General features: G+C 68.7%; 13 protein-coding genes. 6 read left to right on the top strand and 7 right to left on the bottom strand.

The annotated features are described in order from the left end of the window. Positions 1-28: 28 nt before the first annotated feature. From P7L68_RS01760 to P7L68_RS01730, 7 genes are all read right to left on the bottom strand, one after another. Positions 29-265 (bottom strand): MbtH family protein, encoded by a 237-nt coding sequence (locus P7L68_RS01760; protein WP_371998716.1) that lies wholly within the window; start codon positions 263-265, stop codon positions 29-31. Positions 266-2,073: 1,808 nt separating this feature from the next. Further along, positions 2,074-2,301 carry a GIY-YIG nuclease family protein gene (locus P7L68_RS01755; protein ID WP_371998715.1) on the bottom strand — a complete coding sequence of 76 codons (228 nt, stop codon included), beginning with the start codon at positions 2,299-2,301 and terminating at the stop codon, positions 2,074-2,076. A gap of 66 nt (positions 2,302-2,367) precedes the next feature. Then, positions 2,368-3,375 carry a FecR domain-containing protein gene (locus P7L68_RS01750; RefSeq protein WP_371998714.1) on the bottom strand — a complete coding sequence of 336 codons (1,008 nt, stop codon included), beginning with the start codon at positions 3,373-3,375 and terminating at the stop codon, positions 2,368-2,370. Between the two features lie 115 nt (positions 3,376-3,490). Continuing rightward, positions 3,491-4,027 carry a sigma-70 family RNA polymerase sigma factor gene (locus P7L68_RS01745; protein WP_371998713.1) on the bottom strand — a complete coding sequence of 179 codons (537 nt, stop codon included), beginning with the start codon at positions 4,025-4,027 and terminating at the stop codon, positions 3,491-3,493. Between the two features lie 139 nt (positions 4,028-4,166). Further along, positions 4,167-5,105, bottom strand: a complete 939-nt coding sequence (locus P7L68_RS01740; RefSeq protein ID WP_371998712.1) for a diacylglycerol kinase family protein — start codon at positions 5,103-5,105, stop codon at positions 4,167-4,169. A 353-nt stretch (positions 5,106-5,458) separates the two neighbouring features. Continuing rightward, entirely contained in the window at positions 5,459-6,256 is a 798-nt protein-coding gene (locus P7L68_RS01735; RefSeq protein WP_371998711.1) for a crotonase/enoyl-CoA hydratase family protein, read from the bottom strand. A gap of 62 nt (positions 6,257-6,318) precedes the next feature. Next, positions 6,319-7,095 carry an IclR family transcriptional regulator gene (locus tag P7L68_RS01730; protein ID WP_371998710.1) on the bottom strand — a complete coding sequence of 259 codons (777 nt, stop codon included), beginning with the start codon at positions 7,093-7,095 and terminating at the stop codon, positions 6,319-6,321. A gap of 283 nt (positions 7,096-7,378) precedes the next feature. Between P7L68_RS01730 and P7L68_RS01725 the strand changes: the two genes are divergently transcribed. From P7L68_RS01725 to P7L68_RS01700, 6 genes are all read left to right on the top strand, one after another. After that, the gene (locus tag P7L68_RS01725) at positions 7,379-8,533 is read left to right on the top strand and encodes an acyl-CoA dehydrogenase family protein (RefSeq protein ID WP_371998709.1); all 1,155 of its coding nucleotides are present in this window, start codon (positions 7,379-7,381) and stop codon (positions 8,531-8,533) included. Further along, positions 8,530-9,561: an acyl-CoA dehydrogenase family protein gene (locus P7L68_RS01720; protein ID WP_371998708.1), complete on the top strand. Its 1,032-nt coding sequence runs from the start codon at positions 8,530-8,532 to the stop codon at positions 9,559-9,561. Before P7L68_RS01725 ends, P7L68_RS01720 begins: the two co-directional genes overlap by 4 nt. A gap of 440 nt (positions 9,562-10,001) precedes the next feature. Further along, entirely contained in the window at positions 10,002-12,191 is a 2,190-nt protein-coding gene (locus P7L68_RS01715) for an acetate--CoA ligase family protein (RefSeq protein WP_371998707.1), read from the top strand. Positions 12,192-12,284: 93 nt separating this feature from the next. Continuing rightward, positions 12,285-13,322 carry a TRAP transporter substrate-binding protein DctP gene (dctP, locus tag P7L68_RS01710; RefSeq protein WP_371998706.1) on the top strand — a complete coding sequence of 346 codons (1,038 nt, stop codon included), beginning with the start codon at positions 12,285-12,287 and terminating at the stop codon, positions 13,320-13,322. Positions 13,323-13,430: 108 nt separating this feature from the next. Next, positions 13,431-14,033 (top strand): TRAP transporter small permease subunit, encoded by a 603-nt coding sequence (locus P7L68_RS01705; RefSeq protein ID WP_371998705.1) that lies wholly within the window; start codon positions 13,431-13,433, stop codon positions 14,031-14,033. Between the two features lie 12 nt (positions 14,034-14,045). After that, on the top strand, positions 14,046-15,335 hold the full coding sequence (locus tag P7L68_RS01700) for a TRAP transporter large permease (protein WP_371998704.1): 1,290 nt from the start codon (positions 14,046-14,048) through the stop codon (positions 15,333-15,335). Positions 15,336-15,338 lie beyond the last annotated feature (3 nt).

Below are 15,338 nucleotides of genomic sequence, written 5' to 3'. Positions count from 1 at the left end.
CGGGGAGTGCGTCAGGACGGGATACAGATCACGGCGCCGACGGGCCGGCATCTCCGGCCGCGCGCGCCTCCATGGCCCGGCGCAGGCTCAGGGGCCGCATATCGGTCCAGACCTCGTCGATATAAGCGAGGCACTCGGCCTTGGGCCCCTGCTTGCCGACCGCGCGCCAGCCCTCCGGAATGGGCTTGTAGCTCGGCCAGATCGAGTACTGCTCCTCGTGATTGATCACCACGTCGAACACGGTGGTCTCGTCGCCCCAGCTCATGCCGTTTCACCTCTGCTGGTTGTGATAATGCAAACGATTCTCATTTGCAGTACCTGAGGAGACGGATGGGCTTCCGGAATTTTCAGGGGGTGGGACGATTTTTTTGCAACCGCAGGCATAGTTTTGCCGCGCCACAGGCATGGTTTTGGCGAGGCAGGTTGGCTGGGCTGCAAGCCCGAGGCCAGGCGGCCATCCAGGAGCCGCCTCTGAACATCCTGATCGCATCTGTCAGGCGCCGTCGCTGCCGGGGTCGCCCCACCCTCGCCGCCGTCGTCCGCACATGTCAGGTGCGGGCCCCGCCATCTTCGCCCCACACCCCACCACCGTCATCCCCGCGCAGGCGGGGATCCAGGTTGGTTTCCGCGAGAATGAACGGGCGACCAGATGCGCGGGCGGTCATGTCGGCCATCACCGGTGGACCGGGGGGGGTCGGCGTTCTTTATGGGGGGACGAACCTGGATCCCCGCCTTCGCGGGGATGACGGTATAGGGGGTGTGCAGAGGCTGGCCGAGGCAGGGCCGGACAGGAGCACCGTATGCTGTGGCGTGTGGCGGTCAGACGGGCCCATGGTGCTGCTCCACACTGCTCGTGTCAGGCGCCGTCGCTGCCGGGGTCGCCCCACCCTCGCCGCCGTCGTCCGCACATGTCAGGTGCGGGCCCCGCCATCTTCGCCCCACACCCCACCACCGTCATCCCCGCGCAGGCGGGGATCCAGGTTGGTTTCCGCGAGAATGAACGGGCGACCAGATGCGCGGGCGGTCATGTCGGCCATCACCGGTGGAGCCGGGGGGGGGCAGCGTTCTTTATGGGGGGACGAACCTGGATCCCCGCCTTCGCGGGGATGACGGTATAGGGGGTGTGCAGAGGCTGGCCGAGGCAGGGCCGGACAGGAGCACCGTATGCTGTGGCGTGTGGCGGTCAGACGGGCCCATGGTGCTGCTCCACACTGCTCGTGTCAGGCGCTGTCGCTGCCGGGGTCGCCCCACCCTCGCCGCTGTCGTCCGCATATGTCAGGTGCGGGCCCCGCCATCTTCACCCCACGCCCCACCACCGTCATCTCCGCGCAGGCGGGGATCCAGGTTGGTTTCCGCGAGAATGAACGGGCGACCAGATGCGCGGGCGGTCATGTCGGCCATCACCGGTGGAGCCGGGGGGGGCAGCGTTCTTTATGGGGGGACGAACCTGGATCCCCGCCTTCGCGGGGATGACGGTATAGGGGGTGTGCAGAGGCTGGCCGAGGCAGGGCCGGACAGGAGCACCGTATGCTGTGGCGTGTGGCGGTCAGACGGGCCCATGGTGATGCTCCACACTGCTCGTGTCAGGCGCTGTCGCTGCCGGGGTCGCCCCACCCTCGCCGCTGTCGTCCGCACATGTCAGGTGCGGGCCCCGCCATCTTCGCCCCACACCCCAATACCGTCATCCCCGCGCAGGCGGGGATCCAGGTTGGCGTCCACGGGAATGGTCGGGCGACCGGGTGCGCGGGCGGTCATGTCGGCCATCACCGGTGGACCGGGGGGGGTCGGCGTTCTTTATGGGGGGACGAACCTGGATCCCCGCCTGCGCGGGGATGACGGTATTGGGGGTGTGCAGAGGTCGGCCGAGGCAGGGCCGGACAGGAGGGCCGTCTGCTGTGGCGTGTGGCGGTCAGACGGGCCCATGGTGCCGCTCCGCACCGCTCGTGTCAGGCGCTGTCGCTGCCGGGGTCGCCCCACCCTCGCCGCCGTCGTCCGCATATGTCAGGTGCGGGCCCCGCCATCTTCGCCCCACACCCCACCACCGTCATCCCCGCCTGCGCGGGGATGGCCGGTTCAGATGATCTGATCGAACAGATCACGCCAGTCGGGGTTGGCCTCCTCGATCAGGCGGATTTTCCACGCCCGTCGCCAGCGTTTCAGGTGTTTCTCGCGCCGGATGGCGTCGTCGATCCGGTCGGGATGTTCGGCATAGACCAGCCGCCGGGCGTCGTACCGGCCGACGAAGCTCTCGCGCCCGGCGTCGCGATGCTCGCTCATCCGTCGGGCAAGATCGGTGGTCACGCCGATATGAGAGTCCCCAGGTAGCCGCTGGCCAGGATGTAGACGCACGGCCGGCGGGGCATCCCCCTATGCCCCACCCACGATCAGCACATAGGGGGTCAGCGTCGAAACCCGCCCGCCATGGGGGAGAAGGGCGGTGCGCAGGGCGGCTTCCGGGTTGCGCAGGTCGTAAACGCCGGTGACGCGGCGGGTCATCAGGGCGTCGTCGCGAACCAGGATCAGGCCGGGATAGCGGCGGCGGATCTCTGCCACCACATGGCCCAGGCTCTGGTTTTCAACCACCAGCAGCCCGTCGCGCCAGAGCGCGATCTGGCCGGGTTGAACCTGATCCTGGTTGAACCGGCCGGTGGCACGGTCGATCTGCAGCCGCCCGCCGGGATCGAGCCGGGCGTCACGGGGGCCGCCATCAGGCACCGGGCCGGCCCAGGCGACATGGACCGCGCCGCTTTCGACGCCGACATCCAGTGTCTCCGGGTCGATGCCCACCGCGAAGGCGGTGCCGATATCCACCACGCGCAGATCCTCGCCCGTCACCGCGAAGGGCCGGCTGCGGTCTTCGGCGACGGTGAAGAAGGCGTCGCCGTCGATCAGCTCCACCCGGCGTTCGGCCGGGCCATAGGCGACACGGATGGCGCTGTCGGCGGCCAGCACCACCTCGGTGCCGTCTTCCAGCACGATCCGGCGCTGTTCCCCGCGGGCGGTGACATAATCGGCCTGAAGATGCCGTTCGATCGCCGGCAGCAGCGCCACCACCACCGAAGCGGCGAGCGCCGCAGCGGCGGTGACGGCGACCATCCGGCCCAGGCTGCGGCGACGGCGGCGCATCGGCACCACGCGCCCTGCCCCGGCAGCACCGGCGGCCGGGCGGCCGGGCAGTGCGCCGGTCAGCTTCCAGACCCGTTCGGCCCGTCGCCAGGCCTGTTCATGGGCGGGATGTGCCGCACGCCAGACGATGGCAGCCGCACGCAGCCGCTCGTCATGCGGGCATGCCCTGGTCTTCAGCAGCCAGTCGACGGCGGTCTCCAGGATCGGATCGACCGGTGCGTCTTGATCTTCCTCGGCGTGGCCCGTCATGGTCCTGCGGCGTCCGGAGCGTTCAGCCTTCTGGGGTGACCGGGTGATCCCCCCTCCCTCCGTTCAGACGGGCCGGCCGCGGGTTTTTTCAGCCATATAATGCGCGGACGCAAGTTCAATCACACGCGTCGAGGCGTTGTGCACAATGAACCAGGGCCTTCCTGACCATCTGATGCACCAAAGTGACGGACACACCCAGATGATCTGCAACCTCTTGCAGGGACTGGCCGGCCATGCGGTGCATTTCAAAGGCGATGCGGGTGCGTTCGGGCAGTTCGTCCAATGCCTCGGCCACCACCCGCAATTCGTCGCGATCGATCGCCTCCTGCTCGGGCGTGGGGGTGGCGGCCGGCAGGGCCTGGAGCGCATCGTCACCGACATCGGCGATGCGGGCCAGCGCGCGGTGGCGATCCCAGTCCATGGCAATGTTGCGCACGATGCGGTAGAGATAGGCGACGGGATGCAGGATCGGGCTGCGCCCCCGGCGCTCGGCCTCTCCCGCGCCCACGAAGCGCAGCCAGGCTTCCTGAACGGCATCTTCCGCCCAGGCTCGGTTGCCGAGCAGCGGGGCGGCATAATCCACCAGGGCCGCGCGATGGGCCAGGTAGACTTCGAGCTTCCGATCGGCATCGGTGGTCGGCGGGGTTACCATGCGGCCGCTCGCTCATCGTCGGTTCCGGACGCCGGCCGCGCTGTTTCGTCGCAGCCTGTGCAATTGCAACTTACTCGCATCTTTTGCAGAGGGCAACGGCAGAAGCGATCAACCTGCGGCGGACCGGGTGGACCGTCGGTTACGGCCAGATCAGGTTCAGGCTGCGATCGGCCACGCGCAGCAGGGCCGGCGCCGGCGGCAGCGGGTCGCCATCGGCCTGGATGGCGAGGCCGGCGGGGCCTTCCACCACCAGTTCGCGGGCGGGCAGGATGCGCACATCCGAAAGCCGGTCCAGCCGCCCGGCCGCCAGGGCCGCCCCCTGGCGGAGCAGGGCCGGCACGCCCCGGCCACCCAGCAGCACCACATGCATGCCGGGCCGGGTGATGTCGCCCTCCGGCACCGCGCGGAAGGCGCCGCCATAAAGCCGGCCGTTCACCGCCACCACGCCATGGGCGCGATGGGGCGCGCCGTCGATGCGCACGGAAATCTCGGGCCAGTCATAGTGGCGGATGCGGTCCAGCACCGGCGGCAGATAGGCAAGCTTGCCCCAGCGCCATTTGAGCGCCGGCCGCGCGGCCAGCGCCGCCACCACCGCCCCGTCGAAACCGGCGCCGACCATCAGCAGGGCATGACCCGCGGGGGTTTCGATCGGCGTCACCCGCCGCAGCCGGCCGTTGAGGAAAGGGGCGGCCAGCGCCCGCGGCGTGCGCTTCAGCCCCATTTCCAGGGCCATGACATTGGCCGTGCCCACCGCCAGCACGCCCAGTGGCAGCGGAAACGCATTCTGCATCAGGCCGTTGGCGGCGGCATTGACGGTGCCGTCACCGCCGGCCGCAACCACCGCATCGGCATCTTCGGGCCCGGTGCCGCCGGCCAGCGCGGTGATCTCTTCAGGCGTGCGGGCCTCGGCGATCAGCAGCCGGCAGCCTTCGGCGCGCAGCACGTCCAGCGTCCGCTGCAACAACCGCCGCCCTGCCCCGGTGCCGGCCAGCGGATTGGCGATCACCAGCAGCCGCGGCGCATGCGGCAGGGCACCGCCGCCCTGGTCCAGAACGGCGAGGTCATGGGTGGATCTCATCCTGCGGCACATCTCCGGGCGCACGACGCCGCCCCCATCGGGCCGGCCGCCGCCGAGTGTCGCAGAGCGGCGGGGAAGTTACCAGTGACGGTGGTGCTACAGTGGTGGGAGGCCCAGGGGGGTCATATGCCGTGACGTATGGGCGGTGTGGCATGCGGGGCGGCAGATCAGCCGGACCCGCGCCAGCGCTCCGCGCCGCACATGTCAGGTGCGGGCCCCGCCATGTTCGCCCCACACCCCACCACCGTCATCCCCGCCTTCGCGGGGATGACGGTATTGGGGGTGGAGAACGGAACGGCACCGTCATCGCGTGACAGTGGCAGGGCGGTGCCGTCCCCCTTTTCCCCGGCCCCTCACCGCCCCTTGAATTCCGGCGTGCGCTTGTCGAGGAAGGCGCTGACCGCTTCGTGCTGGTCTTCAGTGCTCTGGACCAGGGCCTGCATGCAGGAGGCCATTTCGAGGGCGGTGGGCAGCGGCACGCCCTGGCTGTCGCGGAGCAGGCGCTTGTTCAGGCGCAGGCTGTGCGGCGGGTTGGCGGCGATGCGGCGGGCGAGTTTGCGGGCCTCGTCCATCAGCTGGTCGTCGGGCACGATGCGCGAGACCAGACCGATGCGCTCGGCCTCTTCCGCCTTCACAAAATCGCCGGTGAAGGTCATCTCGGCGGCACGGGAATAGCCCACCACGCGCGGCAGGAACCAGGCCCCGCCATCGCCCGAAACCAGGCCCACGCGCATGAAGCTTTCGGCAAAGACCGCCTTCGTATTGGCAAGCCGGATGTCGCACATCAGGCTGAGATCACAGCCGGCGCCGACCGCCGCCCCGTTGACCGCCGCGATCGCCGGAACTTCCAGCGAATACATCGCCATCGGGATGCGCTGGATGCCGTACCAGTAGCCGCGGCGGATCTGCACCGGCTCGTTGCCGAACATGCCCTCGCGGTCGCGCATCTGCTTGACGTTGCCGCCCGACGAGAAGCCGTCGCCGGCCCCGGTCACGATCACGCAGCGCACCGACATGTCGGTGTTGATCCGCTCGATATGGCCGACCAGCGCATCCACGATCGCCGGCGAGATGGCGTTGCGGGTCTCGGGCTCGTTGAGGGTGAGGGTGACGACGCCGTCGACTTCGTCGTAGAGCACGGCTTCGGACATCTGGGCGTTTCCTTCCGGGTTATCGAGGCGGCAGAGCCGGGGCGACCGGCCGATGGCCGCGCTCAGCCTATATGGAGCGCGATCCCCTCGCGCAGCAGGGCGACGAACCGGTCGAGATTGGCGTCGAGCACGCTGGTCAGGCCGGCCAGGCCGATCACCAGGGGCTTGTCGCCGGGCAGCGTGGGCAGAAGCATGGCGATCAGCCCGCCATTCGCGGTGACCTGATTGGCCGAGAAGGCATACCCCTTGGCCCGGACATCGGCAATCACCTCCATCAGCTCGTTGATGTCCACACGCTTGCCGGGAAGCGACAGGGCGCCGGTTTCGGGCGAGGCGACGGGGGCCACATCGGCATTGTGGCGCTGGGCGAGCTTGCGGATCGTGTCGTCGTCGAGCGTGGACAGCAGCATCCAGCCCGATCCCGACCAGCAGAGCGGCCGGACGGTGCCGTGGCGCACCGACATGCGCATGGTGTTGGTGGCCTGGATCACCTGGATGTAGTGGACACCCAGGCCGTTGCGCGCCGCGAGCACCACGGTCTCGCCGGTCTTCTCGCTCAACCACTCCATCAGATGCATCAGCTGGCCGTCCTTGAACAGGTTGGCCTGGATCCAGTTGCCGAGCAGGGCGACGCGGGTGGTGGGCATGTAGGTGCGGGTGCCCGCCTCGTAATCGAGATAGCCAAGCGTGACCAGAGAGCGCATCAGCACCGAGGTGCTGGAGATCGGCCAGTCGTGATGCTCGGCAATCTCGGACACCGACGCCGCCCGGCGGACGTCGTCGAAGTATTCCAGCACGTGGATCACACGCGCCGCCGACTTGACCACGTCGCTGCTCATCAGGGCTCTCCCGAGGGGGCTGGTTCCTTCGCACCCTACCGGTGACGTGTCGATTTGTCAAAACTCATATATGAAATCGCACTGCACAAACGAATTTTTGCCTACACAGATAACGGCGTTTCGGGCTGTCATTGCCGGGCAGAACAAGCACGAGAGCATATTGGCCAGCCCTTTGATGCCGCACGTCTTCCCCCGTGCGGTATGAGGGCAGAGGTATGCCCGCCACCCGGCGGGCCTTCCGGCCGCCCGCTTTCGCCGTGCGCATCCCCCGGAGAGAGCCGAGATGCAGGAATTCACCTTCGCACCGACGGCCATGCCGCCGGCCGCCGAAGCCATCAGGACCGAGGTCCGCGCCTTCCTGAAAGAGGCACGCGACACCGGCCTCTACACGCCCAGACGCCATTCCTGGTCGAGCTTCGACCCCGCCTTCAGCGCCGAATGCGGCCGCCGCGGCTTCATCGGCATGACCTGGCCCGAAGAGTATGGCGGGCGCGGACGGTCGGCGCTGGAACGCTATGTCATGACCGAAGAAATGCTGGCGGGCGGCGCGCCGGTGGGCGCCCATTGGGTGGCCGACCGCCAGAGCGGCCACCAGATCCTCCACCACGGCAGCGAGCGCGCGAAGCGCGAGATCCTGCCGAAGATCTGCGCCGGAACCTGTTTCTTCGGCATCGGCATGTCCGAGCCGGATTCAGGCTCGGACCTCGCCGCCGCCCGCACCCGGGCGGTGCAGGTCGATGGCGGCTGGCGGATCACCGGCCGCAAGATCTGGACCAGCAACGCCCACCGCGCCCATTACCTGATCGTGCTGGCCCGCACCGCGGCCCGCAGCGACAGCAACCGCCATGCGGGGCTCAGCCAGTTCATCGTGCCGCTCGACGCCGAGGGCATCGAGGTGCGGCCAATCTACAACCTCTATGGCGGGCATGATTTCAACGAGGTGGTGTTCGACGGCGTCTTCGCCCCCGACGACATGATGATCGGCGAGGAAGGCAGCGGCTGGACCATGGTGACCGGCGAGCTGGCCTTCGAACGCTCCGGCCCCGACCGCTTCCTCAGCACCGTGCAGCTGCTGCTGGAGATCATCGACGGCGCGGGCCCGCAGCCCGACCGGATGGCGGCGGTGGAAATCGGCCGCAAGGTCGCGGAACTGGCGACGCTCCGCCGCATGTCGACCTCCATCGCCGGCATGCTGGATCGCGATCTGCGCCCGGCGACCGAGGCGGCGCTGGTCAAGGATCTGGGCACCGCCTTCGAACAGTCGATCCCCGAAATGGCCCGGCGGCTGCTGGCGCTGGAACCCCGGATCGACCGCGAGGATGCCGATCTGGCCGCGCTGCTGGGCCACACGATCGTGGCCGCACCCGCCTTCACCATCCGCGGCGGTACCCGCGAGATCCTGAGAGGCATGATCGCAAGGGGGCTCGGCCTCAGATGAGCGACGATATCCTGGACATGATGCTGCGCACCGTCGACCGGCTGGTTGCGGGAGAGGCGACCCGCGATATGCGCGAGGGTGCCGATGGCGGCGCTTTGCCGGAACGGTTGTGGCAGGCGATGGAAACCGCCGGCATCACCGATGCCGACACCATCGACGACGACATGACCGGCCCGACCGAAATGCAGGCCCTGGTGCGCCACGTCGCCCGCCATGCCCTGCCGGTGCCGCTGGCCGAGGTGATGGCGGCCCGCCGGCTGCTGAAAGCGGCAGGGCTGGCCGAGGCCGCAGAAGGGCTGACGGGGATCGGGGTCGGCGATGCCGGGGGCATGTCTCTGGACGGCGGGCGGCTGACCGGCACGCTGCGCCGGGTGCCCTTCGGCCGCCATCTGTCGCAGGTGGTGTTCGCCGCCCGCGACGGGAACGGGGCCGAACACATCGTCGTGGCGGCCCGGCCGGCTTCGGTCTCTGCCGACGTCAACCTGGCCGGCGAGGCCCGCGACGACCTGACTTTCGCGGGCGATGCGCCGGTCGCCTCGGCGGCGGTCGAGGGCGCGGCCGATCAGGTGCTGGCGATGGGCGCCGCCTTCCGGGCGGTCCAGATCGCGGGCGCCCTGTCGGGCGCACTCGTCCAGGTGCTGACCTATGCGGGCGAGCGCGAGCAGTTCGGGCGCCCGATCGGCAAGTTTCAGGCGGTGCAGCACATGCTGGCGGTGCTGGCGGCCGAAACCGCCGCGGCAAGCGCCGCCGCCGGGATCGGCTTTGCCGAGGACGGCAGCAGCTCGGCTCTCAGGGCCGCACTCGCCAAATCGCGCGCCGGTCAGGCGGCGACCGAGGGGGCAGCCCTCGCCCATCAGATCATGGGCGCGATGGGCTTCACCCGCGAACACCCGCTGCACTATCAGACCCGCCGGCTGTGGAGCTGGCGCGACGAGTTCGGCAACGAGGCGATGTGGCAGGAACGGCTGGGCCGCGAGATCGCGGGCCGGGGCGGCGATGCGCTTTGGCCGATGTTGACGAGTCTGTGAGTCCCTCGGCCCAAGCGGGCGCTCCGCGCCCTTGGCCGCCGCCGCCGCAATGGCGGCTTGCAGCCGCGCAAGGTGCGCGGCTGCGGCTGGCCGGCCCGGCCGTACCGCGCACCACCGATGTCGGCCGCCGCTCTTTCCACAATCTGGACAACATAGATGCCGTCATCCCGGCGAAGGCCGGGATCCAGGTTCGTCACCGCGTGAAGGACATCGAACAATCTGCCCCTCCCCAGATCGACGGGTTTACCTGAAAAGATGACATGCCTGTCCTCAAAATACTCACTGTCCATTCTTGTGGACACCTACCTGGATCCCGGCCTTCGCCGGGATGACGGTTTAAATGTCGTGCAAAAGACGGCCAGGAGCGAATCGGACAAAGCGCCGATCAACGACTAAAATCCGCGCCCTTCCCTCCTTCCCAAGATGGTGATCCGTCCGATATGACCACCACAACTTCCCAAAGCGCCGATATCGCCCGCCTGCTCTCCCCGAAGCGGATTGCGGTGGTCGGTGCCTCCGACGATATCGTGCGCATTCGTGGCCGGGTGATGCACCTGCTGTTGAAGCGGGGCTATACCGGCGAGGTATTTCCCGTGACCCCCAGCCGGGCCGAGGTTCAGGGCCTGAAGGCTTATCCGCGGGTGGGCGATGTGCCGGGCGGGGTGGATCTGGCGCTGGTCGCCGTGCCCGCCGGTCTGGTGCTGGGCGTGCTGGAGGATTGCGCCGCGGCGAAGGTGGGGGCGGCGGTGATCTTCTCGTCCGGCTTCGCCGAAGAGGGCGGCGAGATGGCCGAGGTTCAGGCAGAGATGGTGGCGCTGTCGCGCCGCACCGGCCTGCGCATCATCGGCCCCAATGCCATGGGCTTCTACAACATCCTGGACCGCACCGCCGCCACCTTCAGCCCGGCGGCCGAGATCGCGCCGGTCGATGCGCCCTTGCCCGATCACGGTATCGCCGTGGTCGCCCAGAGCGGCGGGCTGGGCTTCGCGCTCTACAATCGCGGCGTGCGCCGCAGCCTGCCTTTCACCCATGTCGTCGCCACCGGCAACGAGGCCGATCTGGAGGCGCTGGATTTCGCCGATGCCCTGCTCGACGACCCGCGGGTCGCCCAGCTGATGATGTTCATCGAAGGGGTGAAGAACGGCGACAAACTGGTTCCCCTGGCACGGAAAGCCGCACGGCTGGGCAAGCCGGTGATCATGGCCAAGGTCGGCCGCTCGGTCGCGGCCCAGCGGGCCGCCGCCTCTCATACCGCAAGCCTGACCGGATCGGATGCCGCCTATGACGCGATCTTCGACCGCTATGGCGTGATCCGCGCCGACGATCAGGACGAGATGATCGACATCGCCGCCGCCTTTTCGGTGGGCCCCCTGCCCCGCGGCCGGCGGGTGGCGATCGTCACCTCGTCGGGCGGGTCGGGCTCGTGGATGGCGGATGCGATCGAACAGGCCGGGCTCTCCGTGCCGCTGCTGTCGGAAGAATTGCAGGCCCGCATCCGCCCCCTGATCCCAAGCTATGGCGCAACCCAGAACCCGGTCGACATCACCGCCCAGGGGCTCGCCGCCTTCGATACCGTGATCGAGGCGCTGGCGGAAAGCGCCGAGACCGATGCGGTGGTGATCGTGGCGCCGCTGGGCAGCGTGGGCGCGGTTTCCGCCTTCTCGCCCGAGGCGCTGAAAGCGGCGATCGCAAAAGCCGGCAAGCCGGTGGTGTTCTATTCTTACACCCCGCCTTCGCCCGATGTTTCTGCCCTGATGGCCGGGCTCGGCACCACCATCTTCACCACGCTGACCGGCTGCGCCGCAGCCCTTGCCCATCTGGTGCGCTATCGCGAGGCGGTGGAACGGCTGGCCCATGCCGATCCCGGCCCCGCCGCCGCCCCCGACAGCTCAGAGGCGCTGGCCGGGCTGCCGGCGGGCGCCTGCATGCTGACCGAGGTTCAGGCCAAGCGCCTGCTCGCCGCCGCCGGCATTCCGGTGACCGAGGAAGAGCTGGCAACCAGCGCCGATGCGGCCGTGGCCGCCGCCACACGGCTTGGCGGCAAGGTCGCGCTGAAGCTGATGTCGCCGCAGCTGCCGCACAAGACCGATGCCGGCGCGGTGCTGCTGAACATCGAGGGCGAGGCGGCCATAAGGGATGGTTATGCGCAGTTGACCGGCCCGGTCGCGGCCGCCCTTCCCGGCATCGACATCCATGGCGTGCTGGTCCAGCGCATGGCCGCCCCGGGGGTGGAGATGATCGCCGGCGTCACCGTCGACCCCGATTTCGGGCCGCTGGTGATGATCGGCGCCGGCGGCATCTTCGTCGAGATCCTGAAGGATGTCGCGGTCTCCCCCGCCCCGATCGACCGGGCGGAGGCGCTGCGCATGATCGGCCGGCTGAAATCCATGGCCCTGCTCGACGGCGCCCGCGGCCGGCCGCGCGCCGATATCGAGGCACTCGCCGATCTGGTGGTGCGGCTGTCGGATCTGGCGCTCGCCACCGCCGACCGGGTGCGGGAGATCGACGTGAACCCGATCTTCGTGCGCCCGGACGGGGTGGTGGCGGTGGATGCCCTCGCCCGCCTGGAGGCAGCCGCCCGCCCCGCACCCGCCATCCGGCCTCAACCGCTTGCCGCCGCCGGGGAGTAACCCCGGCAGCGGCACCGCCTACCACGCCAACGACAACGCCGGGCAGGCCTCCGTAAAAGAAGAGGTCCGCCGGCACTGGGAGGAAGAAAACCCATGTCATCCTGGACCCGCCGGCTTGCCGGCGCCGCCACCTTCGTCGCCGCGGCCGTCGCCCTGACCACCGGCCCTGCTGCCGCAGAGGATCCGATCACGCTGCGCGTCGCCCATTCCTACCCGACCCGCCACACCGGCGCGATCGCGATGGAATACTGGGGCAAGCTGGTTGACGAACAGTCGAACGGCCGTCTGAAGTTCGAGATCTATCCCGCTGAACAGCTTGCGAAATCATCCGATCTTCTGGATGCCGCGATCAACGGCATCTCGGACATTTCTTATGCGGCGCCGCTCTATATCTCCGACCGCCTGCCGCTGTCGACGGTCTCGGCCATCCCGCTGGTCGGCAACAAATCGGACCCGCGCGAACAGGGTGCCGCCTATTCCGAACTCGCCCTCGGCACGCTGAACGAGGTGGAATACGTTCCCCAGGGCGTGCGGGTGATCCAGGCCTCCGTCACCCATGCCTATCAGCTGATGACCACCAAGACCAAGATCCTGACGCCCGACCAGTTGAAGGGCGTGAAGCTGCGCTCGTCGGGCGGCATTCAGGAACGCAGTGTCGAGGCGCTGGGCGCCATCGCGGTCGCCATCCCGGCGCCGGACCTGTATCCCGCACTTCAGCGCGGCACGGTCGACGGCTCGCTGTTCAACATCCCGACCGCCGGCGGCTACAAGCTGGAAGAACAGCTGCGCTATTCGACCAGCAACCTGAATTTCGGCCTGTTCCCGACGCTCTATGTGATCAACGAAAACGTCTGGCAGAAGCTGCCCAAGGATCTCCAGGACCTGCTGATCAAGACCGGCAAGGAGATGGATGAATACGTCCAGAAGCTTTATGTCGAGCGCGCCGAGACCTTCGCGGCCGACCTGAAAAAGCGGGGTGGCGAGGTCTATGCCATCCCGGCCTCGGGCGTGCCGGTCTGGGCCGGCAAGCTGAAGCCGGTTCAGGCCGCCTGGGTGAAGGATTATGACGGCCGCGGCCTGCCCGGAACCCGCGTCTTCCACGAATGGGAAGAGCTGATGACCAGCCGCTGAGGGCCGGCACCGGCCCTTTCGCCGCACCGGCAGGCCCCCCTCGGGACCTGCCGGCATTGCTGCATTACCCCTTCGCAACCGGCCCGCCCCGGGAAGGAGACGCGCCCCATGAGACTGATCGACCGCGCGGTCAGCCATCTGGAAACCCTGCTCGACGGCGCCGCGATGGCGGCGCTTATCCTGATGATGGTGCTGACGGTGGCAGATGCCGGCGGCCGCTATCTGTTCGCCTCGCCGGTGACGGCGGCTTACGAGATCACCGAATTCTATCTGATGATGGCCGTGGTGTTCTTCGGCCTGGCCGGCACCGAACGGGTCGACGGCCATGTCCGGGTCGACATCCTGCTGAACCTGATGCCGGTGCGGCTGCGGCTCGGCCTGGACGTGATCTACATGATCGCGGCCGCCCTGCTGTTCGGCGCCATCGCCTGGAAGGCCGGCGACACCGCCTGGATGAACTTCAAGGCCAATCGCTGGACGGGCGGCGCCATGCCGCTGCCGACGGCGCCCAGCTGGGCGCTGGTGGCGATCGGCTCGGCGCTGCTGGCGCTGCGCCTGACACTGCGCGGGATCGCGCTGGTGCCGCATGTGGTGGACGGGCGTATGCCGGTGCTGCCCCATGACGCGCCGGCCGACGAGGCGATGCCCCAGGCCCCGGCAGATGCCGGGCCGACGGTGCCGGCGGGCGACCACCTGCCCCGGACGAATTGAGGAGACGCCCCGATGGAAGTCGCCCTCCCCATGATGGCGCTGGTGGTGCTGATCTGTATCGGCATGCCCATCGCCTATGCGCTGGGTGTGACCGGCGCGGTCGGTGCCGCGATGGCGATCGGCTGGATCCCGACCCTCGGCGTGCTGCAGACCACGCCCTATCGCACCGCCGCCAATTTCCTGCTCTCGACCATCCCGCTGTTCATCCTGATGGCGGAGCTGCTGGCCCGGTCGTCGATCGTGGCCAATCTCTACCGGATGTGCTTCCTGTGGATCGGCCATGTCCGCGGCGGGCTGGCGCTGGCCGCCGTGGTCGCCTCCACCGGTTTTGCGGCGCTTGCCGGCTCCAGCACCGCGGCCGCGGCGGCGATGGCGCGGATCTCGGTGCCCGAGATGCGCAAATACGGCTATGACGACCGGCTGGCGGTCGGCACGGTCGCGGTGGCGGGCACGCTGTCGATCATGATCCCGCCCTCGATGGGGCTGATCATGTATGGCGTGCTGACCGAAACCTCGATCGGCAGCCTGTTCATGGCCGGCGTCATCCCCGGCGTCCTGACCGCCATCGCCTATGCCACCGTCATCCTGGTCTGGGTGAAGCGCCGGCCCGAAATTGCCCCCGCGGCGCCCAAGGCCAGCCGGCAGGAGCGCATGGCCTCGATCCTGCCGGTCTGGCCGGCGGCGATCCTGGTCTGCCTGGTGCTGGGCGGGATCTATTCGGGCGCCATCACCGCGACCGAAGCTGCCGCCGTGGGGGCGGCCGGCGCGCTGGTCATCGGCCTCGGCTGGGGCGGCCTGGGGCGGAAGGAATTCGGCGTGGCGCTGCGCCACACGCTACGCTCCACCGCCATGATCTTCGCGATCATCATCGGCGCGATGATCTTCGGCTATTTCCTGGCCGCCACCCGCGCGCCCCAGAACCTGATCGACTGGGTCGGCACCCTGCCGCTGCCGCCCTGGGGCATTCTGCTGGTGATCATCGGCATCTATCTGCTGCTCGGCTTCTTCATCGACCAGCTGGCGATCATCATCCTGACCCTGCCGCTGACCTTCCCGCTGGTCATGTCGCTGGGTTACGACCCGATCTGGTTTGGCATCATCGTGACCAAGACCGCCGAAATCGGGCTGGTGACGCCACCGCTGGGCATGAACGTCTTCGTGGCCTCGGCCGCCGCCAATACCAAGGTCGAGGTGGGCTTCAAGGGGGTGATGCCCTTCCTGGTGGGCGAGGTGATCGTGCTGGGGCTGCTGATCGCGCTGCCGGAGCTGAGCCTGTATCTGCCGGGGCTGGTGGCGTATTGAGCC

Source organism: Tistrella mobilis, from assembly GCF_041468085.1.
Classification (GTDB): domain Bacteria; phylum Pseudomonadota; class Alphaproteobacteria; order Tistrellales; family Tistrellaceae; genus Tistrella; species Tistrella mobilis_A.
Note: the sequence above shows the minus strand (reverse complement) of the source record. Positions and strands in the feature narration are given on the sequence as shown.

Coding starts and splice junctions, on each gene's coding strand:
- P7L68_RS01760 (WP_371998716.1), bottom strand. CDS start 265: ATGAGCTGGGGCGACGAGACCACCGTGTTCGACGTGGTGATCAATCAC.
- P7L68_RS01750 (WP_371998714.1), bottom strand. CDS start 3,375: ATGACGGGCCACGCCGAGGAAGATCAAGACGCACCGGTCGATCCGATC.
- P7L68_RS01745 (WP_371998713.1), bottom strand. CDS start 4,027: ATGGTAACCCCGCCGACCACCGATGCCGATCGGAAGCTCGAAGTCTAC.
- P7L68_RS01740 (WP_371998712.1), bottom strand. CDS start 5,105: ATGAGATCCACCCATGACCTCGCCGTTCTGGACCAGGGCGGCGGTGCC.
- P7L68_RS01735 (WP_371998711.1), bottom strand. CDS start 6,256: ATGTCCGAAGCCGTGCTCTACGACGAAGTCGACGGCGTCGTCACCCTC.
- P7L68_RS01730 (WP_371998710.1), bottom strand. CDS start 7,095: ATGAGCAGCGACGTGGTCAAGTCGGCGGCGCGTGTGATCCACGTGCTG.
- P7L68_RS01725 (WP_371998709.1), top strand. CDS start 7,379: ATGCAGGAATTCACCTTCGCACCGACGGCCATGCCGCCGGCCGCCGAA.
- P7L68_RS01720 (WP_371998708.1), top strand. CDS start 8,530: ATGAGCGACGATATCCTGGACATGATGCTGCGCACCGTCGACCGGCTG.
- P7L68_RS01715 (WP_371998707.1), top strand. CDS start 10,002: ATGACCACCACAACTTCCCAAAGCGCCGATATCGCCCGCCTGCTCTCC.
- dctP (WP_371998706.1), top strand. CDS start 12,285: ATGTCATCCTGGACCCGCCGGCTTGCCGGCGCCGCCACCTTCGTCGCC.
- P7L68_RS01705 (WP_371998705.1), top strand. CDS start 13,431: ATGAGACTGATCGACCGCGCGGTCAGCCATCTGGAAACCCTGCTCGAC.
- P7L68_RS01700 (WP_371998704.1), top strand. CDS start 14,046: ATGGAAGTCGCCCTCCCCATGATGGCGCTGGTGGTGCTGATCTGTATC.